The following is a 22990-nucleotide window of genomic DNA, read 5'->3' as shown; positions in this document are numbered from 1 at the left end:
ACAGCGGGAACCATGACTGATATTCAGACCCAGTTTATTGATGTATCCCAGCTCAGAATCGGGATGTTTATCTACCTGGATATGGGGTGGATGGATCATCCATTTCCTGTGAGTAATTTTAAAATCAGTAATCAGGAACAAATCAATACTATACGTTCACTCGGCCTGGATCAGGTACGCTATGCGCCTGATAAAAGTTGTCTGCCAGCACCAGAACCAATTGCGGTTGCCAGTGACAGCGTAGCCCCGGTTGCTCAGGAATCCGAGCAAAGCCGGAGTGCCAGACTACGCCGCGAATTACTGGCCTGCCAGGCAGCCAGTTTGCAAGTCTGTGAAAAACAATTCAACCATGCTGCCCAGACCTTGCGGCAAGTGAACGACCAGGTACATGCGCAACCTGAGCTGGCCAAAGAATTGACGGAAAAATTAATTCAGGATTTCCTGGGTGAAGTGCTGAGTGAAGACGAAGCTGCGATTCGTTTACTGTCAGAAAAAGCCGGTGAAAAAACCTCACTGCACGCAATTAATGTGACTGTGATTTCCCTATTGCTGGGAAAAACCATGCAACTCAGCAAAGCCGACATGCTGCAGCTGGGCTTGGGGGCACTGCTGCACGATATCGGTAAAGTCAATTTACCTGACCGTCTGCGCTGGATGGACGAACATTTCAACCATGCGGAAAAACTGCTTTTCCATGAGCATGTGAGCCATAGCGTGGCACTGGCGCGTAAGATGGCGCTGACACCATCTGCCATGTTACTGATCGCCCAGCATCATGAGTTTATCGATGGCAGCGGTTACCCTAGCCGGGTGAGCGGCGATAAAATTTCGCCTTTGGCCCGCATCGTAGCACTGGTCAATCATTACGATAATCTGTGCAACCCATCCAATCCTGCACTTGCCGTTACCCCCCATGAAGCCCTGTCACAAATTTTCACTCAAGGTAAGGCACGCTTTGATGCGGCCACGCTGACGGCTTTTATCCGTATGATGGGTATCTATCCTCCAGGCTCGGTGGTACAACTGACCGATGACCGCTATGCCATGGTGGTATCGGTCAATTCCAGTCGTCCTATCAAGCCCAAAGTCATTATCCATGACAGCCGTGTGCCGCGCGAAGACGCACTTGTCATTAATCTGGAGCATGAAAAGCAGCTGGGCATACATCGCAGCCTGAAACCTGTGCAACTTCCGAAAGCTGCTTACGACTATCTGTCGCCACGCAAACGTCTTTGCTATTTCTTTGAGCGTGGGCTGGAGGCCGGCACAACGCTGGGAGAAAGCACATGAAGCCACATCAACTTCAGGCACTGATAGAGGGCATGCTGGAAGCAGTGATCCTGGTCGATCCGATAGCATTAAAAATCATCGCGGCCAATCGCCAGATACATCAGATATTGCAATTGCCTGAACACAGCTTACACGGCAACTCAGTGATCGATATTGCTGCCGCACCGGAAGATGTGTTTTTTTGGGAAGATGTGGCAGCTGGTTTATCCGACAGTATTTACTCGGAAACGCTGTTACGCAGGGCCGATAACAGCGTGGTACAGGTTGAGCGTCGGGTCAGTCTGGTCAAAATCGGCATGGATAGCTCCGTGTATGTGGTCGCTATCTGCGATCACTCTGATCAGCGCCAGGTCGAAACTGAACTGGAAAAACTGATCGCTGAATTGCGCGCCACGCTGGAATCAACAGCAGACGGCATACTGGTGACCGACATGGAAGGCGGTATCCGCAGCTACAATCATTTGTTTGCTGAACTATGGGGTTTGCCCGATAAACTGATGACGCAGCGCGATGATGCGGCGATCTATGCATGGATGGATAAATGCATGATCGATGCCGAGCATTACACTGAGCGTCTGGGTACGATTGCCCGTTCTCCGTTGATGGAGGCAACCGATGTGCTGGTACTGCGGTCCGGAAAAATCCTGGAGCGGGTAACCTTGCCACAGTATGCAAGAGGCAGACCAATAGGCAGGGTTTTTTCCTATCGTGACATTACTCAGAAACTGGAAGACGAAGCCCGTCTACAGCTGGCGGCCAAGGTGTTTGAATCCAGTACCGATGCCATCTTTATTACCGATGCCGATCAGCGCATCATCACCACCAACCCCAGTTTTGAACGTCTGAGCAGTTACCATGAAGATGAAATGCGCGGCAAAACGCCGCGTGAGTTTTTTGCGTCGGAAAGTAATGCAGATCTGATCGACCAGATCCTGCAAAAACTGGAACTGGCGGGATTCTGGGAAGGTGAATTATGGAATCGCCGCAAAAATGGTCATGCCTATCTGTGCATGATCACTCTGGTCAGGGTGCAGGATCAGTTTGGTAAAACTATCCATTACATCGGTTTTTTTAAAGACCGCACCGAAACCCATCTGGCGAAACAGCGTATCGAAGAACTCGCGTTTACGGATGCGCTGACCGGCTTGCCAAACCGCGTATTGCTGGCCGAGCGTATCAAACAATCGATCACGATTGCCAGCCGTAAAAACGGAACCTTCGCCTTACTATTTCTGGATCTTGATCACTTCAAGCAGATTAATGACTCACTCGGTCATCCTTTCGGTGACCGCGTTTTACTGGAAGTGACGGAACGCCTTAAGCATTGCATACGTCAGGTCGACACTGCTGCGCGCCTGGGTGGTGATGAATTCGTGCTATTGCTGCATGAAGCCAATGCTGAGGGTGCCGAAATCTGTGCGCGCCGCGTGCTGGAAGAACTGACCGTCCCGATACTGTTAGACGGCATGAGCTTCACCGTTACTTCAAGTATTGGCATTGCGCTGTTTCCGGGCGATGGCACCAATATGGCGGACCTGATTAAGAATGCCGACAGCGCGATGTATCACGTCAAAGAGCGTGGCCGCTCGGATTTTCGTTTTTATCAAAAGAAAATGAATATCGGCCTGCTGTCACGCATGAAACTCGATCATGCCATGCGCCAGGCTCTGGAGAAGCAGGAATTCCGCTTACATTACCAGCCACAAGTGCATTTAAAAACCGGGCAGATTTTTGGCGCAGAAGCACTGATACGCTGGCATGACGAAGAACTGGGTGAGATCAGCCCTGCACAATTTATTCCGATTGCGGAAGAGTCCGGAGCCATCGTACCTATCGGTCACTGGGTGATGCGCGAGGCTATTTCGCAGGCTGCGCAATGGCAACGTGCTGGCCATCGCATATGCATGGCGTTTAATGTCTCAGCACTGCAATTTCAACAGGCTAATTTTGTCAGCAGCGTGGCGCAGACGCTGAAAGAATATGAGGTAGCGCCAGAGTACATCGAGCTGGAGCTGACCGAATCCGTGCTGATACGTGATGCGGATGAAACCCTGCGCAAACTGGAGGCCTTGTCCCAGTTAGGTGTACGCTTGTCGATCGATGATTTCGGTACCGGCTATTCCAGTCTCAGCTATCTGAAACGCTTCCCTATCCACAAGCTAAAAATCGACCGCTCATTTGTGGATGATTTACCTGAAGATGACAGCGACGTCGCCATCGTCACAGCGATTGTGCATCTTGCGCACGCATTGCAAAAACAAGTGATCGCAGAGGGTGTGGAAACCGAACAGCAACGCTGTTTACTCGAACATTTGCTATGTGACGAATACCAGGGCTTTCTGTGTTCGCCCGCCGTCAGTGCCAGTGAATTTGAGCGTTTGTTTTTATCAGATCAGGGCTTGATCTGCCAGTTGCGGGTTTCTTCCTGAATATCGGCAATTTGCTCAGCGGTCAATGCACTGCTGACCAGATCGCGGCTATCTATAGACTTTAAGCCTATCTGCAAGCTGGCAGACAGCACATGCTGATAGCCGGTCAGCATACTTTTTTCCACGCCCTGGCCATACAGATACAACATGCCTAACTGAAAGCGAGCCGATGACATGCCACGATCTGCGGCTTGCCGGAACCAGTAAGCTGCTTTGACATCATTCCGTTGCACGCCCCGGCCATCGCGATACATCATCGCCAGGTGGTATTGCGCACTGCTGTTACCCTGGCCTGCTGCAGCCTCATACCAAGCCGCTGCCTGTTGGTAATTCTGCGCGACACCGTGTCCATTTTCATACAGAAAACCCATCACCATCTGGGCGGAAGAAAACTGCTGGCGTGCGGCCATGTTCAGAAATTCCAGCGCTTTACTTTCGTCGCGCTCGTTACCCTCACCGGTCAGATACAGCAAACCCAGATTCGTCTGCGCACCCGGATGTCCCTGCAAAGCCGCCCTGCTCAGCCAAAGTTTGGCATCCTCTATACTTTGAAAACCCAGGTCACCATTCAGGTACAACAAACCCAGCGTATTTTGCGCCTGCATATCACCCAGCAATGCCCAACGCTGAAGCAGACTTTCGTCGTCCTCAAACTCGTCATCACTCATCGCACTGGTACAGGCGAGCAATATCGAAAGGCACAATAAAAGATGGCGCATTTTTTTCATGCTGGCCTACCCCGTTTTGACATGGTGTGCAAAGTGTACGCATTTCCTTGAAGAATCATATATCTCTGTACTTGCTTTCAGTAACGAATTGTAGGCAGTTGCCACAAATGTTGCAATTCTCAAGCTACACTGCATGCTTCCTCTACAGACTGTTACGGAGTTCCGTGTGCAAGTTCTTCACTCTGCGGCTGCATTGCCCAAACGCCGGGTTGGCCTGATCGCTAACCGTTCCCATCAGGACGATCCACTATCAGCTCTGGTGCAATTGCTTTCTGGTTCTCAGGCAGCGATCGCCTTTCTGAACATAGAATTCGTGGTCGTTGGCCGCACGCTGGACGCGATCTGCAAACATGGTCTGGACGCGCTGTGTCCAGCTATAGAACGTTTTCCGTATGGTCGCGAAGGCGGGCTGATGAAGCTGGTGTCGCGTGTGGTGGATGAAGATCCGCTGCGTGCCGTAGATGCTGTTATCTATCTGATCGATCCCGTCGATCCTTCCTCAGTATTTCCGGAAGCTGTCGCACTAAAACGCCAGTGCGTGATCCATCAGAAGCCCTTTTTATCGACACTGGCCAGTGCCCAGGAATGGCTGGAACTGCAAGCCTGCTTGCTGGGTAAAGTGGCCGACCCGGCCTTAGATGCACGCTTTCAACTCGAGCAGGAAGGAATAGCGCTAATTGCGCATGATGCGCTCAAACCAGCGATGCTGACACTGGCGGAAAAACATTTTGCCGTACTGGACCGCTTTGCCTGCCGCTATGCGACCGGCACCACGGGCGGCTTACTGAATCAGACCGCCAGCCGGCTCAAAGCAACTGAGGCAGCCGCCTGGGTACATCCGTATCGTTCAGGCCCCTTAGGTGGCGATGCGCAGCTGGCAGAGCTGGTGTTGGAGCGCAAAATACGCCGCATCCTGTTTCTGGAAGATCCGCATGTCGCGCGTCAACACGAAGCGGATATTCAATTGTTGGAACGTGCAGCACGCACCGTCACTGACTTCGCCCTGGTGATCAGCGAAGCCAGTGAGGCAGATCGTTATTTACACGCGCTCAGCCTGCGTTCAGCCTCCGCGTAAAAGGCTTAAGCTGCGTCCGCTGGTTTGGCGCCAGATAAACGTTGCAGGCGCTGTAGCGCGGTTTCACCAGATGTATCCGCCTGCGCAACCGACTGGCGGATCGCATTGATTTCTGCCGCCTGATCCAGCGGTTTTTGTGCGATGTCAGCCACGATGCGCAGACCAGCGGCCTCATTACTGACTGACTGCGCGCGGCGGGTCAGGGCATTGAGTGCGGTGGAGTGCGTTTGCATACTGCTCAGGCTGGACAATTGTTCCTGTCTTTCCATACGCAATTGCTGTAAGTCTTTCTGTGCCTTGGCTGCAGCCAGTTCCTGCAGCGCTTTTTTGGCAGCCGCATCAAAATCAGCCAGTTGCTTAGACAATGCATCGACGATTTTTTGTAATTCGTCCATGTATTCACGGGCATCGGCTTCTTCCTGGATTTCGACAGGCAGACGCGCCTTATTCGCTTCCAGCTCGTCACAGAATAAAGTTACGGTGGCTTCTGAAATTTTACCCGCAGCCAGGCGTTCCGCCAGCGTCAGTGCGGCCTTTTCATCATTCGCGATCAATTCACGCAGACGCACCACGTCGCCATGCTCTTTATCAAAAGCAGAACGTGCCGAAGCAAGCTTCTGCGCGGTTTCACGCAGGGTGACGGCCAGACGGTCGCGGTCAGCTTCGGTTGCGGTTTCAGGATCGAAATTCGCGATGGCTTCGGAAACCCGGTCGCCCAGTGCACCAAAATGTTTGGAAATCAGACGTGCGGTTAAACCCCAGCCATTTAAATTGCTCATGTTACTTCCTTTCAGAGAGTGAGGGCTGTACGCACACTGCCATTATTGCGTCAGCCCTGAGGGTAAAAATTAACCTGTGTATGCAGGGTGCTACTGAATCGACAAACGCTCGGGTTCTATCGCAAGCGCTATCGTGAAATCAACATAAATCCCTCTTTGCTGACGGTCGCCATTCACAGAACGTATCATCTCTGTGGAGATCAGCAATTGCTCATGCACTTGCTGATCGGCTGGCAATACGCGGCCATAGGGCATGAACACGATATCCTGCTGCAAACCATGCTGCCCCTGCGCATCGTCGATACGGGTTTCTTTGCCGCGGTAAGGCGCGACGAAATCCAAACCGGCGTCACCGGCTTCACGTTCATAGCTGATGCTTTCCTGATCGGCGAATACGGTATCGAGATCGGCTGCACTCCAGCCCATATCCTGCAATTGCGCACGCCACAGGGTATAGCTACGGTCACCCAGGCCATAGCCAAGTTCGCCGGTATAGGCTTGCTGGTCTTCCGTGCTTTCCGGTATCAGGCGGGTCAGTCGGCTGCAATACCGCAGCTCGGTGATTTCCTGTTCATTGGCGCAATACAGCTCAATGAATTTTTCTATCCCTTCTTCGCTGGTGGACAAGTAGTAGCGATAGACATTGCCCTGCATCGCAAACTGTACGCGGCTGATCGCGACGATACGGTCTTCATCGGCATCAGGCAGACTGATCAGGGAACCCATGGCCTGGGCCCGGATCAGCGGCGTCTGCTGCAGATGGACGATGCTGCCTATGCGCGCAGCCAGCGGCAGACCGGCATCCTGACGATTCTGTTCTTCATGCTGCTGTCCGGCTGAATCCGGCTTGCCGGAAGACTGGAACATCTTACCCAGATATTGATAGGCGTCTCTCCATGCCATGACTTAACCCTTTCCTAAGCTGTAGTGAGCAGATTTAGCCTGCTTGTTTTCATTCATCTTGAGCCAGATACGACGCCCGGCCCAGGCGCAAATACCCAGCAACAGCAGGATCACCAATACACCACCGGCGCCCATGCCAGCATCCTCTCTTGGTTGCGGCGTTACAGCAGCAGGACGGGCGGATGGCTGCGCTGCAGGCGCTGAGGCGACCTCAGGCACGCTGATACTGTTATCAGTCTGCGCTGCAGGCGAAGCCGTGCCTGCATCCGGCAGCGGTTCAAAAATCTGTTGATTGCTACGGTTAGCTGCAGGCTGAGGATTCCCATTGGCGTGACCATGACTCATCACGCTGCCCAGTACCATGCCGGCGACCGCACCGGTCATCAGGCCGGAATTATTTCTTTGCATTCCGGGTGACTGCTGGGAGTAGACCGGTTGCTGCGCTTGCTGAGACTGCGCCGGTTGATTCTGTGGTGAACCATACGCATAGCCAGGCTGACGGGCGCTGTTACCAAAGGCATTGTTATTTGTGCCGGCATTGCCATACGCCGGGGCGGCAGAGTTGTTCTGATTATTGTTGTAGCGATAGTCGGGCGCATTGCTGGCCTGACGTGACGCTGCCTCACGCGCATCCATATTCTTCAATGCATTGCTACGCGCCTGGCTGGTATCCATATCGCGCTGCATGGCTGAGCGGGAATTGCTGGCAGGGGCGTTGGCTGTCTCTTTCTTCTGGCTGAAACTGCCAAAAGAAGAATTGGTCTGACGCGCAGGAGCCTTATTCACAGTTTGTTTTTGAGACGAAAAACCACCACGCATGCCAGAAGAAGAGCCGCCTGATCGTCCACTGGAGGATGCCGCTATGCTGGTCAGCGGCAGCAGTGCTGCCAACATGACGACCAAAATCTTTTGTCGGTATGAATTCATGGTCTTTCGTATGTGGAGAAGTTACTAACGAATCTGTACAATCCCGTATCACTGTCTGCAACGCATGATAGTGAGCATGATCAACAAGTTCATCGGTAATAAAATAAAGGATTCACCATGACCCGCAAATATTCGGACATGAACCAGCATGACGCGCTGTATAAAGTGGCTCGCGCTTATCCTGGTGGCTTAGAGGCCCTCGCTGCGCGCATGGGAATGTCGGTTAATGTGCTGCGCAATAAGCTCGCTCCGGGCATAGAATCACACTACCCGTCTTTCGAAGAGCTGTCGGTCATTATAGAACACTGCCATACCGCTGGTGTCAAAGAGTCACATCTTCCCTTGCACGCTCTATTGGGGCGCCATGGTCTGGCCGCCTTCGTTGTGCCTGAGCCCAGCGCAGTCAGCGATGATGACTTGTCGCAGACCGTGTGCCGCGTGATGAGCCGGGTTGGCGATGTGGCGGAAGCTGTCTCGACTGCCTTACTCGATGGCGTGATCACCGACTCAGAAGCCGATCTGATCGAGCGCGAATTTCAGGAAGCGCTGACGGTGCTGGGTGAATGGCGGGCACGTATCCGCGCCCACCGCGGTATTCGCAAGCAGACTGAAACCTAAGCTCTGCTAATATAGGGCAACACTTACAGGTACTCCCATGTCTGATCCAGCCCTCACTTCTGAAACACCGCGTCCTGCCTCGCTGGCAGACCTGTTCTTTTCTTTTACCTGGCTCGCGCTGCAAGGTTTTGGCGGCGTGCTGGCTGTGGTGCAGAGAGAAATCGTCGAACGTAAGCGCTGGCTGACGCCGGAAGAATTTGTGGAGGACTGGGCAGTCGCGCAGATTATGCCCGGTCCGAATGTGATGAACCTGTCGATGATGATAGGCAGCCGTTACTTCGGACTGCCTGGCGCGCTGGCCGCACTGGCCGGTATGCTGACTGTGCCGATGATCATTGTTTTAGGCCTCGCCATCGTCTATTCCCATTTTGCGCAAAACCCGCAAGTCGTCGGCGCATTACGTGGCATGAGTGCAGTAACTGCCGGTCTGATTATTGCAACCGGCCTGAAATTAAGTTCAGCTCTCAGACTGCACCCTATAGGCAGAGCGAAAGCCATCAGCATGGCAGCACTGTGCTTTGTCAGTGTGGCCTGGATACGCATTCCTCTGTTTTATGTGTTGCTGGTACTTGGCGGTACCTGCTGGTTCTGGGTCTATCACATCATGAAGAAGCCATGAGTAACGGCGCACCTATACTGATGTTGCAACTGGACTGGCAAGACTGGTTCAATCTGCTCGGTCACTATCTGATGTTGTCGCTGCTGTCGATAGGCGGCGCGGTATCGACCTTACCCGATATGCACCGCTATCTGGTGGATCAGCAGGGCTGGCTCAGCGACGCACAGTTTAACGCCTCGGTCGCGATTGCACAGGCGGCACCGGGACCGAATGTCTTGTTTGTAGCACTGATGGGCTGGCATGTGGGTCTGAATACCGGCAGCATGTGGGCCGGTTTGCTTGGTGTGCTGGTCACGATGAGCGGCATCCTGCTACCAAGCGCCACACTGACTTATGTGGCGGCTCGCTGGGGTCATGCCAATCGGGACTTGCTGGCGGTACGGAGTTTCAAACTCGGTATGGCACCGGTGGTAATCGGTTTACTGATAGCGACAGGCTGGATTATGGGCAGTGCCCACCATGATGTGCAGCATGACTGGCCGCTGTGGCTGATCACCGCGCTGTCCGCTGTGATCGTCTGGCGCACACGGCTGCATTTACTGTGGCTGCTGGCAGCCGGTGCGCTCTGTGGCTGGGCAGGCTGGGTCTGAAACCAGCCTGTTACTTCAAACTGAACGGACTGACGTCCGTCTGGTTTACACGAAGCCCAGATTGCGGCTGCTGACGTTGTAGTTGGCCAGATTAGGCAGCAACATCAGCAAATCACTGTCCGATACCCCCAGCCATTTACCCAGCGTGGCAGCATACTGATCGACCGAGGTCGTCGGTAATAAGCGGCCTTGTCCCACGTCGTCCGGTCCATTAGACGCAATCACCGGAGCGGTTCCGTAAAAACGCTGACCATTCACCGCCCCGCCCATCACGAAATGCATACTGCCCCAGCCGTGATCAGAACCATCATTATTGCCACTTAAAGTACGGCCAAAATCCGAAGCGGTAAAAGTCGTGACCTGGTTCTCTACACCCAGCTCAACGGTGGCGTTGTAAAACGCGGCCATCGCATCGGCCACCTGCGCCATCAGTGCCGGATGTTTATCAACCAAACCATCATGGGTATCGAAACCGCCTATAGAGACGAAAAACACCTGGCGCTTCGCACCCAGTGTGGATGCGGTCGAAATCATTTTACTCACCAGCTTCAACTGGTCACCCAGACTGTTTTTAGCCGGGAATACTGTTTTCAGTACCGGTGCCGATGCCAGTGCAGCACTCAGGCTGGCATTGGCATCAATCGCGCGGTTAGTTACCCGGTTGTATTCGTTTTCCAATAAATGCGGGCGACTTTGCGTGATCAGATTGCGCAAAGCAGTTGAGCACGCAGCAGAGCCAAACAGCGGTGACTGTAAAGCAGACAGGGGAACTGAGCCATTAGTCGATACCTGATACTGAACTGCCGTATTACCCGACAAGTACACCGCATTACCAGATACATTAACGCAAGTAAATGTGGAAACAGCATTACTGGATTGGAACAGATCACCCATGCGACCACCCCAGCCGGAACGTGCGCCTTCGGCGGATGAGGATTGCCACACCGATTGCTGGTCATTATGTGAAAACAGCTTAGGCGGTAACAATACGCTTTTATTGGTGTATTGCAGCTTAGTAGTTGGCTGTATCAGCGTACCCACATTCAGCACCACACCCAATTTTCCTGCATTAAACACCGGCAATAAAGGCGCCAGTCCCGGTGCCAGCGCATATTGATGGCTGAAGCCTGCACTGTCTTTCGGATCCGCCACGGGTTTCAGCGCCGTCGGGGTCAGCGCATCACGCGCAAATGCCAGTGTAGGACGCAATGCCTGATAAGCGTTATATCCACTGGTGTCGTAAGGAACTAAGGTATTACCATAGTCATTGCCGCCATACAGGAAGACACAGACGATGGCTTTGTAATCGCTCGCGGTAGCAGCCGATGCTTCAGACAAGGCAGCCAGATTCAATGCCCACGGCGTTGCCACACCAGCTACAGACAGGGCGGAAGCACGTTGCATAAATGAACGGCGCGAAGCATTCATCGTTGTCGGTTTCGTCATGATTTTTCCTAGTCAGGACTGATACAAAATGCGCGTGGCAGCGTCAGGCGAACAGGACATGTATTGCGATGACAGCCTGCCCGCCACCAGGGCGGTTTTGCATCAATCTGCTTATTTAATAACTATAAATTCCGGCGCTGCCAGCACCAGGGTTAACGCCGCATAAATCCGGTTGTTTTTCTGGGCATCGGTTTCACTCGCCATCCCACCGATAGCCGATACGATCGTACTAACAGTAGCATCACTCAGCTGACCGGCAGCCAGCACCAGATTAAGTTCTTTGACCAGGCCAGCGGGATCACTGACCAGTTTGAGCAGACTACTGTAATCGGCAACCAGGTCAGTATTGGTTTGCGATACCATACGCTGCATGAAATTCACATAACCAATCACCGTGGATTCATTGGTGATTTGCAGCTCAGGAGCAACCAGCGAGGCATTACCAACCGGACTATTGGGCGGCACATAACCTGGCCGGAAAAAATTAAATACCGACCCCGAACGCATAGGGCTTTGACCGAGGCGGCTGGCCGGATCACTGGTATTGCCTACATTCCAAAGGTCACTGACGGTACGCAGATTAAATGCTCTGGCCCAGGCCAGGAAACGGAAAATAGGCTCACGCACCTTGCCAAATTGCGCATTGCTGAGGTTATTAGCATTACGTGCTTCATCGTCCAGCAGTATCGCTTTCACCACCGCGGCCAGGTTGCCCTTCACATTTTTGCCATCGTTGTTGAAGATAGTCGCCACCCGCGTCACGTAGGCCGGCGATGGATTGCTGGTGACCAGGCGCTGAATTAATTGTTTGCTGATAAAAGGGGCGACATTAGGATGCGCAAAAATAGTGTCCAATGCCGCTTTCAGGCTTTGTACCCCATCCATTCCGGCCGCGATGGTACTGCCCAGGAATTTCTTCTCGCCAGTCTCATGTCTGGCCGCGACCTGCGTCATCGGGCGTTTGGCAAAATCCGGCGTATCGGTTTTGCTGGTACTCAGATCAAAATCCCAGCCGGTAAATACTTTGGCCAGACCGGAAATATCATCCAATGTATATGTTTCCTGCTGCGCACCGTTACTGCCGAGTTTAGGCGTGCCATCCAGATTCAGCTGCACCAGTCCTATGGTGAACAGCTGCATGATTTCACGTGCATAATTTTCGTCCGGCAGCGCGCCGGTTTTGGCATTGAATTTGGTATTGCCACGGAAAGTCAGATACTGTCCCATCGCCGGACTGGTAGACACCGCTTCCAGCAAAGTGCGGAAATTACCAAAGCTGTTCACTTCCAGCATATCGAGATAGGCGGCAGCTGAAAATGGCTGCCAGCCTGCGCCAACCAGTCCATCAATGCCCACCACGATAATTTCGGACAATGCCTGGGTGACGCGCTGACGCAGAGTGTCCGGTGCAGAAATCAGCTTGCCCCAGACCGCGCCGTCAAAACCGTTTTGGGTAAAAATATTGGTGGCGGCATCAAACCCCTTGGCTTTGAGCCAGTCCCAGCGGCTGGTGGAAGGCGCCAGCGCGATTTGCTCATCGATCCATGCGGCATAACCAACAGCCTGCACTCTGGCGATCTGGGTGCGTGTAATCCCCACTGCGGCCTGAGCCAGGAAGCGGGCGGCTTCAGCTTCAGTCAAAGCTTTAGGTGGAGTAACCGGCGGCGTGCTGCCACTACCGCCGCTGTCACTGCTGCCTGTCCCTCCACCGCCACCACAGGCACTCAGTGCCAGACTGGCAGCCGCTGTGGCAGCAATTACAGGTAAATTGGAGGTGCTGGCTATTTCAAGCTTTCCCTCTGCTGGCGATGCAACACGTATTTCGGGCATTGCTGATATATCGACCACTTCATCTGGCATGGCGCTACCTTTTTTCAATATGAGAATTCAGGCAAAATTATTCCAGCAAAGCATGGCACGGATATGACAAGAGGCCGTACGGCTGGCGGAACGATTTTGGGTACATCCTGATTAATGAGTGTATCTATCTTAGTAGAAAGAAAGAGGCTTTCCTATTGCCCATCGGTGCAATTCTGCACAAATCTGACATATTCAGTTTGAACTTATTCTGTTTTCATAGGGGAACACGAAGTTTGTCACCGAAACAAATGTCATGTTTTGTTACACTTTCTTCTGACAGGACGAAGAGCCGCATCTGTCAGGACCAGCATCTTTGTTACAGAAACAAGTAAAGTTTGTTGTATGCTTGCGAGCTCTATGATTCGTGCATGAAATCCGGCTATCCATGAAGTTCAGTATAGAAGCACCTGAAAATGAAATTGCAGAACCCGGCGAAGTGCATCTGCATATCCGCTTTCGTCCGGCCAGCATGACAGGTCTGCTGTTAGTGGTGCTGATGCACGCGGTGTTACTGTATTTTCTGCTGCACATGCAGTTGGAAAAAAAGAAAAAGCAGGGTGATAACGCTGCCTCCAATACACCGATGGTGCTGATCATGGATAAAGTGGTGCAGGCCAAACAGGCTGCGCCTAAGAAATCTGAGCCCAAAGCCAAGCCGCCGGTTACCATCCCCAAGACCAGACAGACACCGAATCTGCCCAGCCCTGTGCCACCGGTGGAAGCCCCGGCCCCGATTGCGCAAACCCCGCCACCCGTGGCGCAGGCGGCACCTGCTGAAGACATGATGTCTATGCTCAATGCGGTACGTGCCAAACGTCAGGCGCAGCAAGACAATACGCCGCAGGAAAGTTCCTCCTCCAGCAATGGTCGCGGCATGTCGCCACAGGAAGTGGCAGAAGCCAATGTGCGACGCAGTATGCAGCAGGCCGCTGGCCGCGATGGGACCAATGGCGTGTTCCAGATACTGAGTAAGAGCACGCGGGTCGGCACTTTCTCTTTCCGTGGCTGGCGTCCGAATTCCAGCAGCAGCTGGAAGCAGGTCATCGAAGTCGATGCGGGGCTAGGTGGTAACGTCGAGCTGGCCATGGTCAGACGCATGATAGAGCTGATACGCAGCCATTATCAGGGCGACTTCAGCTGGGAATCACGCCGACTGGGCAGAGTTATCACCCTGTCGGCCCGTCCTCAGGATAGCGCCGAGCTGGAAAACTTCCTGATGAAAGAGTTTTTCGGATAAAGCGCAATAATCCGGTATCGGCCAGCCTGTCCCTGACAAATTGCAGCAAAGAGTGTTCTGGCGGCGGCACACAAGTACAAGTCAATGCCGTTTGCGCCGCAATGAGCATCCAGCCAGACTGAGCCAACACCTGTGGCTGCCCCTGCTCCAGCATCAGGGTCTGCGGCAAGCCGCTGATTTCCGCGCTCAGATTGCGTAGCAGCGCACGGCCACTGTGCAGCCTGACGCAGCTCCCTTTTTCCAGATAGCCGTACCAGCACTGTGTGTTCTGCAATTCGATGTGCATTGTATTCATCCTTCCTGGCCTCTAGCCTGACTGAGCATGGTGAGAACAGCTTAAGCCTGAGCGACAAACCATAACAGGCACAGAGAAGCAGAAACTGTATCGCAGCAATTTGTGATTTTTCCTTCTGTTATTGTCGGAATCAGCGCAAACTGTATCTTTGCCTGCGCCAGACTAAGCCTGATGATGCCAGGGTCAGTACCGCATCGGGCAGACACGGCAATTTGCGACGTTTACCATTTATTTGCGCTTTTAAAGAATTCAGCATGTCCACACCCATCCTTTACCGCCAGCTGGCCGACCATTATCTGAGCGCGATCCAGGCCGGCACCCTGGCTTGTGGTGAACGCATGCCCTCAGTGCGTAAGCTGATGCAGCTGCATCACATCAGTCTGTCGACGGCATTGCAAATGTGCCGTTATCTGGAAGCGCAAGGCTGGCTGGAAGCGCGGCCACGCTCAGGCTATTTCGTACGGCAGCCGCGCCGCATGAACCTGGCGCCGGCAGCGGAACCCAGGCCGGTCAAGCGCATCGATCCGGCTCAGTTTGTCGGCATCCATGAACGGGTGTCAGCCATCATTGCGCAAGGTCAGCGTCAGGTGAAAGTGAATCTGGCACGCGCCACCGGTGCACCGGAGCTGTATCCGCATCAGCAATTACGTCAGCTGACCAACAGCATCCTGCGCCAGCATCCGTATCTGTTGACCAAGGCAATTTCACCGGGCGGCAACCGCGAACTGCGCGCTGCGCTGGCCAAACGTGCGCTGGACGTCGGCATCAGCACGCGTGCCGATGAAGTGGTGATCACGCATGGCTGTATCGAGGCACTGAATCTGGCACTGCGTGCCGTCGCGCATGCCGGTGATGTGATTGCGGTTGAATCGCCGACTTTTTACGGCCTGCTACAGGTGCTGGAAAGCCTGGGCATGAAAGCTTTAGAAATCCCGACCAGTCCGCATACCGGGATTTCTATCGAAGCGCTGGAATTGGCGATGCAGACTTATGACAATATCAAAGCAGTGGTAGTGGTGCCGCATTTGCAAAATCCGTTGGGCAGCATCATGCCGGATACGCATAAGCAAAGGCTGGTCAGCTTATGCGAGGCACAGCACATTCCGTTGATCGAAGATGACTCTTACAGCGCCTTATGTAATGCCGATAATATCCCGACTGCCTGCAAGCACTGGGATAAAAGCGGCAACGTCATTTACTGCGCTTCGCTGCATAAAATCATGGCACCCGGCCTGCGCATAGGCTGGATGCTGGCTGGACGCTGGCAAGCCAGGGTCGACATGTTCAAATACGCACAGACCCGCTATAACGAAGAGTTGTCACAAAAAGTAGCGGCAGCCTTTTTGCAATCGACGCATTATGACCGCCACTTGCGTAAATTGCGTGTGACACTCAGACAGCAGCGTGAAAAAATGGCCGAGGCCATCGCGCGCTATTTTCCGGAAGGTACCCGCTTCAGCATGCCCGATGGCGGCGTATCGATCTGGGTAGAAATGCCGGCCTACTGTTCGTCGCAGGCAGTATTCGACGCCGCACTGGAGCAAGGCATCCTGATTTCACCCGGCCTGCTGTACTCCAATTCCAACCGCTTTGATCATTTTCTGCGGATTAATTGCGGCACCCATTATTCCGAAGAGCTGGATGCCGCCATGCGCAGCCTGGGTGCAATCGTTGCGCATCAAAAACCGCGTAAAGCGGTCGCCTGAGCTCGTTTTTTACAAAGATACAAGGGAATTGCACCAATTCAGGGAGCAATTCTGAACTGCTAAGTAATACCCACAGCGCACAGTGTGGATACACACAATAGGCAAGCGACATCCAGTTTTCGATAATCGTGAAAAGACGGTGACCCGCATATCCGTCGTCCGCCGCCAGGCTGACAAAAAACGATTCCCAATCCGGAGACTAGTCATGCAATCGCAACCTATTTATAAATCCCTGTATTTTCAGGTGATCTCAGCCATCGTGATCGGTGTGTTGGTTGGTCACTATTATCCTGAAACCGGCGCTTCTTTAAAGCCGCTGGGTGACGCGTTCATCAAGCTGATCAAGATGATGATCGCGCCTATCATTTTCTGTACCGTGGTGGTGGGTATCGCCGGTATGGAAGACATGAAAAAAGTCGGCAAGACTGGCGGTATGGCATTGCTCTATTTTGAAGTTGTGAGTACCTTAGCCCTGATTGTGGGTCTGGTGGTCGTCAATTTATGGCAACCCGGCGCAGGCATGCATATCGACCCGCACAGCCTCAACACCAAGGAAATCGCGGCCTACACGGCACCTGGCAAGATGCAGACCACGGTGGAATTCCTGATGGCGCTGATCCCGACGACTTTTGTCGATGCGTTTGCCAAAGGCGAAATCCTGCAGGTACTGTTGATTTCCGTATTCTTTGGTTTCGCACTGCACCGTTTCGGTGGTCGTGGCACCCTGATTTTTGATTGCATAGAAAAGTTCTCGCATGTGCTGTTCGTGATCATCGGCTACATCATGAAAGTCGCTCCTATCGGTGCTTTCGGTGCGATGGCATTCACGATAGGTAAGTTCGGCATCGCCTCGCTGCTGTCGCTGGCGAGTCTGATGGCGAGCTTCTATGTGACCTGCCTGCTGTTTATTTTTGTGGTACTCGGCACCATCGCAGCCGTGCATGGCTTCAGCATCTGGAAATTCATCAAGTACATCAAAGAAGAATTGCTGATCGTACTCGGCACTTCTTCGTCTGAATCTGCACTGCCAGGCATCATCGCCAAGCTGGAGAAACTGGGCGTGAAAAAATCTGTCGTTGGTCTGGTGATCCCTACCGGTTATTCGTTTAACCTGGATGGCACTTCGATTTATCTGACCATGGCTGCGGTATTTATTGCACAGGCGACGGACACACCAATGTCACTGACCCAGCAGTTGACCTTGCTGGCAGTATTGCTGCTGACTTCTAAAGGCGCAGCAGGTATCACAGGCAGTGGCTTTATCGTACTGGCAGCGACTTTGTCGGCAGTTGGCGGCATACCGGTGGCAGGCCTGGCACTGATCCTTGGCATCGATCGCTTCATGTCGGAAGCCCGTGCACTGACCAATCTGATCGGTAACGGTGTCGCAACCATCGTGGTCGGCAAGTGGGGCAATGATGTGAATATGCAAACCTTAAACGCGGAACTGGATGCGCCATCTCCGGTCGCTGATACCGACTACGAAGCGATGCACGACCGTCATCCTCAGCAGATGAACGTGCATTAACAGGCCCTAGCTGTACCAACAAAAAAGCGGATCAGTTGATCCGCTTTTTTTATATTGGTGGCTAAACGCTGCCGCGCTCTCACCTCATAAGCTGCAATAACTGCTACGTGCCTGATACGGCCGGGTAGTGCGCCCGGTATCGGCATAGCCGTCAAACTGCCACAAACTATCCCTGCCAAGCAGAATGATGCGATCCGTGTGTATCTGTTGCGCGTCTTTGTCGAAAAAATCGAGCGAGACATGGAGTGCATTCGGACTCACAAACTGCCAGTCATAAGCACGACTGAACCCGCTACGCTGCATCTTCGTGTCACCACCCGGAAACGGTCCGGCACGAAACGGTGTCGCCGCGCCTTTGGCAGTAAACAAAGTTCTGTATGCCGAAGCCGCGTAATAACCGGAAACCGGTTCCGGCTTGATCGCGTAGCTATCCAGCAAAAACAGGGGTGCGAGTGTGCTTGCTACCCGGATCGCCTCATCCTGCGTCTGTATGCCGCTGGGGTCGATCAGCCATTTTCGTTTAGCACCATGCACCTGATTGATAAAACTCCAGTTGATCGCTTGCTGAGCAAACGCAGCGGAACACTCTGACTGGTAATGCAAACGGGAATAAGGACTGGAGCATGCAGTCAGCAAACCGGGCAATAAGAAACAGAGCAGCAAACTCCGCTGGCACAGCCGGGGGAAATCAGACTTGATGGGCATCTTGTTCACAAAGACAAAAACAGGCTGCTCATTCTGGCCAGCCTGCATATTTTTGTCAAAAGATTATTTGAATTCTACCCTTTTCTTCGCTCACACAGCACAGGCCTCAACAGCGAAATCACCTTTTACGCATTCGCTAAGGCGCGCTTACGGCGCAGATAGCGGCTTGCCAGCAACAAGGCCAGCAGTTGTACCGCTGCCGCCATGAAAAACGGTGCACCCAGTGTCCAGCTGTGTTTAGGCGCATGGCTGACATAGCCCAGCAGGTTATTGCCTGCCAGCGTAGCCGTGACACTCATCACGCTGGCCAGGGAGCTTAATGAACCCATCGCCATGCCTTGGGAACCGGCATCCACCGCCCTGGAAAAAATCGCCTGCAAGGCCGGACCGGCAGCAAACGCGAGCAAATTACACAGTATCAGCACATACATCATCCAGCCTTCGGTCGCCAGCCCGTACAGGGTCAACGCCACACAAGAAGACATCAAGCCGTACTGTACCGCTTTTTCATCGCCGACCCGCTTGATATAGGCACCCAGTAACACGCCCTGCATGAGCACAGCGGAGACGCCGACCATAAACAGCGACAACCCATTTTGCAGCGGCGTCCAGCCAAAGCGCAACTGAGTCGATAATACCCAGGTGGTTTGCAGCGTGAACTGGGCAAAATTGAACAACGCATAGACCCAGATCAGGCCACCGACATCACGCAGATGAGCGAGGCCCAGCAAGCCAGAAAAAGGATTGGCGGACTTGAATGTGAACGGCTTGCGCTGGGTCTGCGGCAGCGATTCCGGCAAAGCCAGGTAACCGTACAACACATTGCCCATCGATACCGCTGCGGCCAGGAAGAAAGGATAGTGCACGTCAATTTCGCCCAGCACCCCGCCGATGACCGGGCCACAGATAAAGCCCAGTCCGAACATGGCGCCGATTTTCCCTAGCGCCTTACTGCGGTTTTCCGGCGTGGAGACATCGGCGATATAGGCACTGGCCACCGACAAATTGCCCGCAGTGACGCCGCCCAGCGCACGGATCAGCAGCAACCAGCTCACATTGGCGGCCAGTGGCATCAGTAAAAAATTCAGGCCCAGTCCGAATACGCAGGTCAGCAATATCGGACGCCGCCCGTAGCGATCACTCAGGGCACCGATCAGCGGCGCAAAGAAAAACTGCATCAGGCCATACGCCGCCACGATCAGTCCATACCAGTAAGCCTGCTGATCCGCCGGCAAATGAAATGTGGCCACCAGCGCTGGCAACACCGGGATGATCAGACCTATCCCCAGAATATCCAGAAATACAGTCAGCAATACAAAACGGACATTCGGTGCCAGGGCCCCGCTATCCTGTGCAGTAGGTGAAGTCATGCAGAAAGCTTTCAGAAAATACCCGTGCCAGGCGGGCGAAAAAAAGGAAAAATAAGGCAATATAAGGTAAGAAAAAGCAAATTTAGCGCAAATTGGGGGTGCTCAGGCAGCTCAGGCCAGTAGCCAGCATGCTGGCAACGACGCTGTTGCGTCGGTCATAATGACAACACGATAGTATATGATGCAATGGCTGATGCAACAGCTGATGCTATAGCAGCATAGTTTATAAGGAGTCAGAATGGCATTATTCGATCATTTTCTGGTGATTGCCCTGTTGGTGGTGATCAGTGCGTTTTTTTCCATGTCCGAGATCTCGCTGGCTGCCGCCCGCAAGGGAAAATTACAGGTGCTGGAAGCGGAAGGTGAACAACGCGCCAGTAAGGTCTTACAGTTACAACAGGAGCCCGGCCATTTCTTTACCGTGGTTCAAATCGGTTTAAATGGCGTCGCAATACTGGGTGGTATTCTGGGTGAACAGGCGCTGACGCCTTATCTTGAAACGATATTTCATTCGGTGTTTGGCAATGATAGCTGGGTCAATACCGCCAGTTTTCTGACTTCCTTCTTATTCGTGACCTCGGTATTTATTCTGTTTGCCGACCTGATTCCGAAAAAACTCGCGATGATTGCGCCTGAGCGGGTCGCAGTCCTGATCGTGACACCGATGATGCTGTCAGTCCGCTTATTCAAGCCACTGGTCTGGGTCTTCAATGGCTTGTCCAATCTGATTTTTAATATCCTGAATTTGCCGACCGAGCGTGATGAACAAATCACGCCGGATGAAATCTATGCCATGGTGGACGCGGGTGCGGAAGCCGGGGTGCTGCAAGCGCGTGAGCACCATATGATAGGCAATGTATTCGAACTGGAAAGCCGCACCGTGCCTTCGGCCATGTCACAACGCGACAGTATTGTGTTTTTTACGCTACAGGACAGCGATGTGGTGATACGCCAGAAAATCGCAGAACATCCGCATACCAAATTTCTGGTGTGTGACGGTCATATCGACAATGTGGTCGGTTATGTGGAATCCAAAGACATACTGAAACGCGTGCTGACCAATCAACCCTTCACTAAGGTACAGGAATTATCGCTGCGCACCGCGCTGGCGGTGCCGGATTCGCTGACCTTGTCTGAGATGCTGGAGCAATTCAAAGGCACGCGCGAAGATTTTGCTGTGATCCTCAATGAATATGCGCTGGTGGTGGGAGTGATCACGCTCAATGATGTGCTGAGTACCCTGATGGGCAACCTGGTTCATCCTTTCCTGGAAGATCAGATTGTCCAGCGCGACAGTCACTCCTGGCTCATTGATGGCGCCACCACCATCGAGGATGTATGCCGTGCACTGGATATCGACAGCTTGCCGGAACAGGGCAGCTATGAGACTATTGCGGGCTTCATGATGACGATGCTGAAAAAAATTCCGAAACGGACTGATTTCGTGATGGTAGGCGCGTACAAATTTGAAGTGGTTGATATCGACCATTACCGGATTGATCAATTGCTGGTGGTGCGTACCAATGCACCGCCAGTCACCCCCGAATCTTAATTTTCCACGCCGCCAGGCTTTTCCCTGACGGCGTTTTCGTTTTTTCAGGATGTTTTTCATGTCGCAAGCTTGTGGTGTAGATTTTGGTACCTCGAATTCAACGGTAGGCTGGCTGCAAGCCAGTCAGGCCGCAATGCTGACGCTGGAAGAAGATAAAGTCACCTTGCCTTCGGTGGTGTTTTTCGATGCCGAAGAAGATCAGATTCAATATGGTCGCGCTGCGCTGGCCAGCTATCTGGCCGGTACCGAAGGCCGGCTGATGCGCTCAATGAAAAGCCTGCTCGGCACCTCCCTGATGGATGGTCAGACTGAAGTACAGGGGAAGTCGGTAGCCTTCCGCAATCTGCTGGGCCAGTTCATCGCTGAATTAAAACAGCGTGCCGAGCGCAGCGCTGGCCAAAGCTTCAGCCAGGTGGTACTGGGTCGTCCGGTACACTTTATCGACGATAATCCGGCAGCTGACCAGCTGGCACAGGATACGCTGGAGCAGATCGCGCGCGCGGCCGGCTTTAAAGACATCCACTTTCAGTTCGAGCCGATTGCGGCCGCATTTGATTATGAATCGCGCATAGACCGCGAGCAGCTGGTCCTGATTGCCGATATAGGCGGTGGTACCTCAGACTTTTCTCTGGTCCGGCTGTCGCCGCAACGCGCGCATCTGAGCGACCGGCGCGATGACATTCTGGCCAATGCCGGTGTCCATCTGGGTGGTACCGATTTCGATAAATATCTGAGCCTGGCGCATCTGATGCCACTGCTGGGTCTGGGCGGACGATTGGGTAATGCCAGTGATATCCCTTCCGGCTATTACTTCAATCTGGCGACCTGGCACACCATCAATCTGGTCTATACCCAAAAAATCTGGCGCGAATTGCAAGACGTCTACCGCGATATCCGCGAGCCAGCCACCAAAGCAGCGTTCGAACGCCTGCTCAATCTGGTCGACTACCGTGATGGCCACTGGCTGGCGATACAGGCGGAAAGCGCCAAGATCATGTTATCTGACCAGGACCAGATACGGCTGGAGCTGGACCGTTTGCGCAGCAAGCAGGCGGATCAGTCTTGTGTATTGGAGCTGGACCAGGCCAGCTTCCAGCAATCGGTACACAGTCTGGGCAGCCAGATTGCCGCGACTGTCGGTCAGGTCATCACGATGGCGGGCATACGTCCGGAGCAAGTCGATACCGTGTTTTTCACCGGGGGTTCCAGCGGTGTGCGCGGTTTACGCCAGCAAATCAGCGCCGTGGTGCCGCATGCGCGCAGCGTAGAAGGCGATTTGTTCGGCAGCATCGGTGCCGGATTAGCGCTGGATGCAGCACGAAGATTTGCATAA

General features: G+C 53.3%; 20 protein-coding genes. 11 read left to right on the top strand and 9 right to left on the bottom strand.

The window, feature by feature from the left end; genetic code table 11:
- Window positions 1-12 precede the first annotated feature (12 nt).
- A complete protein-coding gene (locus H8K43_RS12625) occupies window positions 13-1290 on the top strand; it encodes an HD-GYP domain-containing protein (protein WP_186904169.1) in 1278 nt (425 codons plus the stop codon).
- Entirely contained in the window at window positions 1287-3719 is a 2433-nt protein-coding gene (locus tag H8K43_RS12620; RefSeq protein WP_186904168.1) for a sensor domain-containing protein, read from the top strand. The genes H8K43_RS12625 and H8K43_RS12620 overlap by 4 nt, the downstream gene beginning before the upstream one ends.
- Here H8K43_RS12620 and H8K43_RS12615 read toward each other — a convergent pair.
- Window positions 3683-4438 (bottom strand): tetratricopeptide repeat protein, encoded by a 756-nt coding sequence (locus H8K43_RS12615; RefSeq protein ID WP_186904167.1) that lies wholly within the window; start codon window positions 4436-4438, stop codon window positions 3683-3685. The two genes, H8K43_RS12620 and H8K43_RS12615, sit on opposite strands and share 37 nt — an antisense overlap.
- A 175-nt stretch (window positions 4439-4613) precedes the next feature.
- On the opposite strand from H8K43_RS12615, the gene H8K43_RS12610 reads away from it, so the two are divergent.
- Window positions 4614-5522: a methylglyoxal synthase gene (locus H8K43_RS12610; protein ID WP_329604518.1), complete on the top strand. Its 909-nt coding sequence runs from the start codon at window positions 4614-4616 to the stop codon at window positions 5520-5522.
- 5 nt (window positions 5523-5527) lie between these two features.
- On the opposite strand, the gene H8K43_RS12605 is transcribed toward H8K43_RS12610, so the two are convergent.
- From H8K43_RS12605 to H8K43_RS12595, 3 genes are all read right to left on the bottom strand, one after another.
- Entirely contained in the window at window positions 5528-6301 is a 774-nt protein-coding gene (locus H8K43_RS12605) for a coiled-coil domain-containing protein (protein WP_186904165.1), read from the bottom strand.
- Between the two features lie 90 nt (window positions 6302-6391).
- On the bottom strand, window positions 6392-7204 hold the full coding sequence (locus H8K43_RS12600; protein ID WP_230403914.1) for a hypothetical protein: 813 nt from the start codon (window positions 7202-7204) through the stop codon (window positions 6392-6394).
- Between the two features lie 3 nt (window positions 7205-7207).
- A complete protein-coding gene (locus tag H8K43_RS12595) occupies window positions 7208-8131 on the bottom strand; it encodes a hypothetical protein (protein ID WP_186904164.1) in 924 nt (307 codons plus the stop codon).
- Window positions 8132-8248: 117 nt separating this feature from the next.
- Here H8K43_RS12595 and H8K43_RS12590 point away from each other — a divergent pair, with 117 nt between their 5' ends.
- The 3 genes from H8K43_RS12590 to H8K43_RS12580 are packed head-to-tail and all read left to right on the top strand — an operon-like array spanning window position 8249 to window position 9958.
- A complete protein-coding gene (locus H8K43_RS12590; protein ID WP_186904163.1) occupies window positions 8249-8749 on the top strand; it encodes a phage regulatory CII family protein in 501 nt (166 codons plus the stop codon).
- Window positions 8750-8786: 37 nt separating this feature from the next.
- A complete protein-coding gene (locus tag H8K43_RS12585; RefSeq protein ID WP_186904162.1) occupies window positions 8787-9368 on the top strand; it encodes a chromate transporter in 582 nt (193 codons plus the stop codon).
- Entirely contained in the window at window positions 9365-9958 is a 594-nt protein-coding gene (locus H8K43_RS12580) for a chromate transporter (RefSeq protein WP_186904161.1), read from the top strand. Before H8K43_RS12585 ends, H8K43_RS12580 begins: the two co-directional genes overlap by 4 nt.
- 45 nt (window positions 9959-10003) lie before the next feature.
- Here the strand turns inward: H8K43_RS12580 and H8K43_RS12575 are convergent, their stop codons facing one another.
- The gene (locus tag H8K43_RS12575) at window positions 10004-11404 is read right to left on the bottom strand and encodes a DUF1501 domain-containing protein (protein WP_186904160.1); all 1401 of its coding nucleotides are present in this window, start codon (window positions 11402-11404) and stop codon (window positions 10004-10006) included.
- A gap of 111 nt (window positions 11405-11515) precedes the next feature.
- Window positions 11516-13282, bottom strand: coding sequence for a DUF1800 domain-containing protein (locus H8K43_RS12570; RefSeq protein WP_230403912.1), 1767 nt, complete (start codon window positions 13280-13282; stop codon window positions 11516-11518).
- Window positions 13283-13649: 367 nt separating this feature from the next.
- Here H8K43_RS12570 and H8K43_RS12565 point away from each other — a divergent pair, with 367 nt between their 5' ends.
- The gene (locus H8K43_RS12565; RefSeq protein WP_186904159.1) at window positions 13650-14501 is read left to right on the top strand and encodes a hypothetical protein; all 852 of its coding nucleotides are present in this window, start codon (window positions 13650-13652) and stop codon (window positions 14499-14501) included.
- Here H8K43_RS12565 and H8K43_RS12560 read toward each other — a convergent pair.
- On the bottom strand, window positions 14431-14796 hold the full coding sequence (locus tag H8K43_RS12560) for a hypothetical protein (RefSeq protein WP_186904158.1): 366 nt from the start codon (window positions 14794-14796) through the stop codon (window positions 14431-14433). The genes H8K43_RS12565 and H8K43_RS12560 overlap by 71 nt on opposite strands.
- A 254-nt stretch (window positions 14797-15050) precedes the next feature.
- On the opposite strand from H8K43_RS12560, the gene H8K43_RS12555 reads away from it, so the two are divergent.
- Both H8K43_RS12555 and H8K43_RS12550 read left to right on the top strand, forming a co-directional pair.
- Window positions 15051-16502 carry an aminotransferase-like domain-containing protein gene (locus H8K43_RS12555; RefSeq protein ID WP_186904157.1) on the top strand — a complete coding sequence of 484 codons (1452 nt, stop codon included), beginning with the start codon at window positions 15051-15053 and terminating at the stop codon, window positions 16500-16502.
- Between the two features lie 205 nt (window positions 16503-16707).
- Complete coding sequence (locus tag H8K43_RS12550) at window positions 16708-18030, top strand: dicarboxylate/amino acid:cation symporter (protein ID WP_186904156.1); 1323 nt, start codon at window positions 16708-16710, stop codon at window positions 18028-18030.
- An 84-nt stretch (window positions 18031-18114) separates the two neighbouring features.
- On the opposite strand, the gene H8K43_RS12545 is transcribed toward H8K43_RS12550, so the two are convergent.
- Window positions 18115-18735 (bottom strand): hypothetical protein, encoded by a 621-nt coding sequence (locus tag H8K43_RS12545; protein WP_186904155.1) that lies wholly within the window; start codon window positions 18733-18735, stop codon window positions 18115-18117.
- Between the two features lie 125 nt (window positions 18736-18860).
- Window positions 18861-20105, bottom strand: a complete 1245-nt coding sequence (locus H8K43_RS12540) for a TCR/Tet family MFS transporter (protein WP_186904154.1) — start codon at window positions 20103-20105, stop codon at window positions 18861-18863.
- Between the two features lie 238 nt (window positions 20106-20343).
- Here H8K43_RS12540 and paeA point away from each other — a divergent pair, with 238 nt between their 5' ends.
- Together paeA and H8K43_RS12530 are read left to right on the top strand one after the other, a co-directional pair.
- Window positions 20344-21657: a polyamine export protein PaeA gene (gene paeA, locus H8K43_RS12535; RefSeq protein ID WP_186904153.1), complete on the top strand. Its 1314-nt coding sequence runs from the start codon at window positions 20344-20346 to the stop codon at window positions 21655-21657.
- Between the two features lie 58 nt (window positions 21658-21715).
- Window positions 21716-22990, top strand: a complete 1275-nt coding sequence (locus tag H8K43_RS12530) for an Hsp70 family protein (RefSeq protein WP_186904152.1) — start codon at window positions 21716-21718, stop codon at window positions 22988-22990.

It is taken from the genome of Cognatundibacterium curvum (assembly GCF_014284235.1).
In the GTDB taxonomy this organism is placed as follows: domain Bacteria; phylum Pseudomonadota; class Gammaproteobacteria; order Burkholderiales; family Burkholderiaceae_D; genus Undibacterium; species Undibacterium curvum.
The sequence above is the reverse complement of the archived record's forward strand: the minus strand, read 5'-3'. Positions and strand labels throughout refer to the sequence as shown.

What these genes read in the sequence shown, in the direction of transcription:
- H8K43_RS12625 (WP_186904169.1), top strand. Translation starts at nt 13, where the DNA reads ATGACTGATATTCAGACCCAGTTTATTGATGTATCCCAGCTCAGAATC.
- H8K43_RS12620 (WP_186904168.1), top strand. Translation starts at nt 1,287, where the DNA reads ATGAAGCCACATCAACTTCAGGCACTGATAGAGGGCATGCTGGAAGCA.
- H8K43_RS12615 (WP_186904167.1), bottom strand. Translation starts at nt 4,438, where the DNA reads ATGCGCCATCTTTTATTGTGCCTTTCGATATTGCTCGCCTGTACCAGT.
- H8K43_RS12605 (WP_186904165.1), bottom strand. Translation starts at nt 6,301, where the DNA reads ATGAGCAATTTAAATGGCTGGGGTTTAACCGCACGTCTGATTTCCAAA.
- H8K43_RS12600 (WP_230403914.1), bottom strand. Translation starts at nt 7,204, where the DNA reads ATGGCATGGAGAGACGCCTATCAATATCTGGGTAAGATGTTCCAGTCT.
- H8K43_RS12595 (WP_186904164.1), bottom strand. Translation starts at nt 8,131, where the DNA reads ATGAATTCATACCGACAAAAGATTTTGGTCGTCATGTTGGCAGCACTG.
- H8K43_RS12590 (WP_186904163.1), top strand. Translation starts at nt 8,249, where the DNA reads ATGACCCGCAAATATTCGGACATGAACCAGCATGACGCGCTGTATAAA.
- H8K43_RS12585 (WP_186904162.1), top strand. Translation starts at nt 8,787, where the DNA reads ATGTCTGATCCAGCCCTCACTTCTGAAACACCGCGTCCTGCCTCGCTG.
- H8K43_RS12580 (WP_186904161.1), top strand. Translation starts at nt 9,365, where the DNA reads ATGAGTAACGGCGCACCTATACTGATGTTGCAACTGGACTGGCAAGAC.
- H8K43_RS12575 (WP_186904160.1), bottom strand. Translation starts at nt 11,404, where the DNA reads ATGACGAAACCGACAACGATGAATGCTTCGCGCCGTTCATTTATGCAA.
- H8K43_RS12565 (WP_186904159.1), top strand. Translation starts at nt 13,650, where the DNA reads ATGAAGTTCAGTATAGAAGCACCTGAAAATGAAATTGCAGAACCCGGC.
- H8K43_RS12560 (WP_186904158.1), bottom strand. Translation starts at nt 14,796, where the DNA reads ATGAATACAATGCACATCGAATTGCAGAACACACAGTGCTGGTACGGC.
- H8K43_RS12555 (WP_186904157.1), top strand. Translation starts at nt 15,051, where the DNA reads ATGTCCACACCCATCCTTTACCGCCAGCTGGCCGACCATTATCTGAGC.
- H8K43_RS12550 (WP_186904156.1), top strand. Translation starts at nt 16,708, where the DNA reads ATGCAATCGCAACCTATTTATAAATCCCTGTATTTTCAGGTGATCTCA.
- H8K43_RS12545 (WP_186904155.1), bottom strand. Translation starts at nt 18,735, where the DNA reads ATGCCCATCAAGTCTGATTTCCCCCGGCTGTGCCAGCGGAGTTTGCTG.
- H8K43_RS12540 (WP_186904154.1), bottom strand. Translation starts at nt 20,105, where the DNA reads ATGACTTCACCTACTGCACAGGATAGCGGGGCCCTGGCACCGAATGTC.
- paeA (WP_186904153.1), top strand. Translation starts at nt 20,344, where the DNA reads ATGGCATTATTCGATCATTTTCTGGTGATTGCCCTGTTGGTGGTGATC.
- H8K43_RS12530 (WP_186904152.1), top strand. Translation starts at nt 21,716, where the DNA reads ATGTCGCAAGCTTGTGGTGTAGATTTTGGTACCTCGAATTCAACGGTA.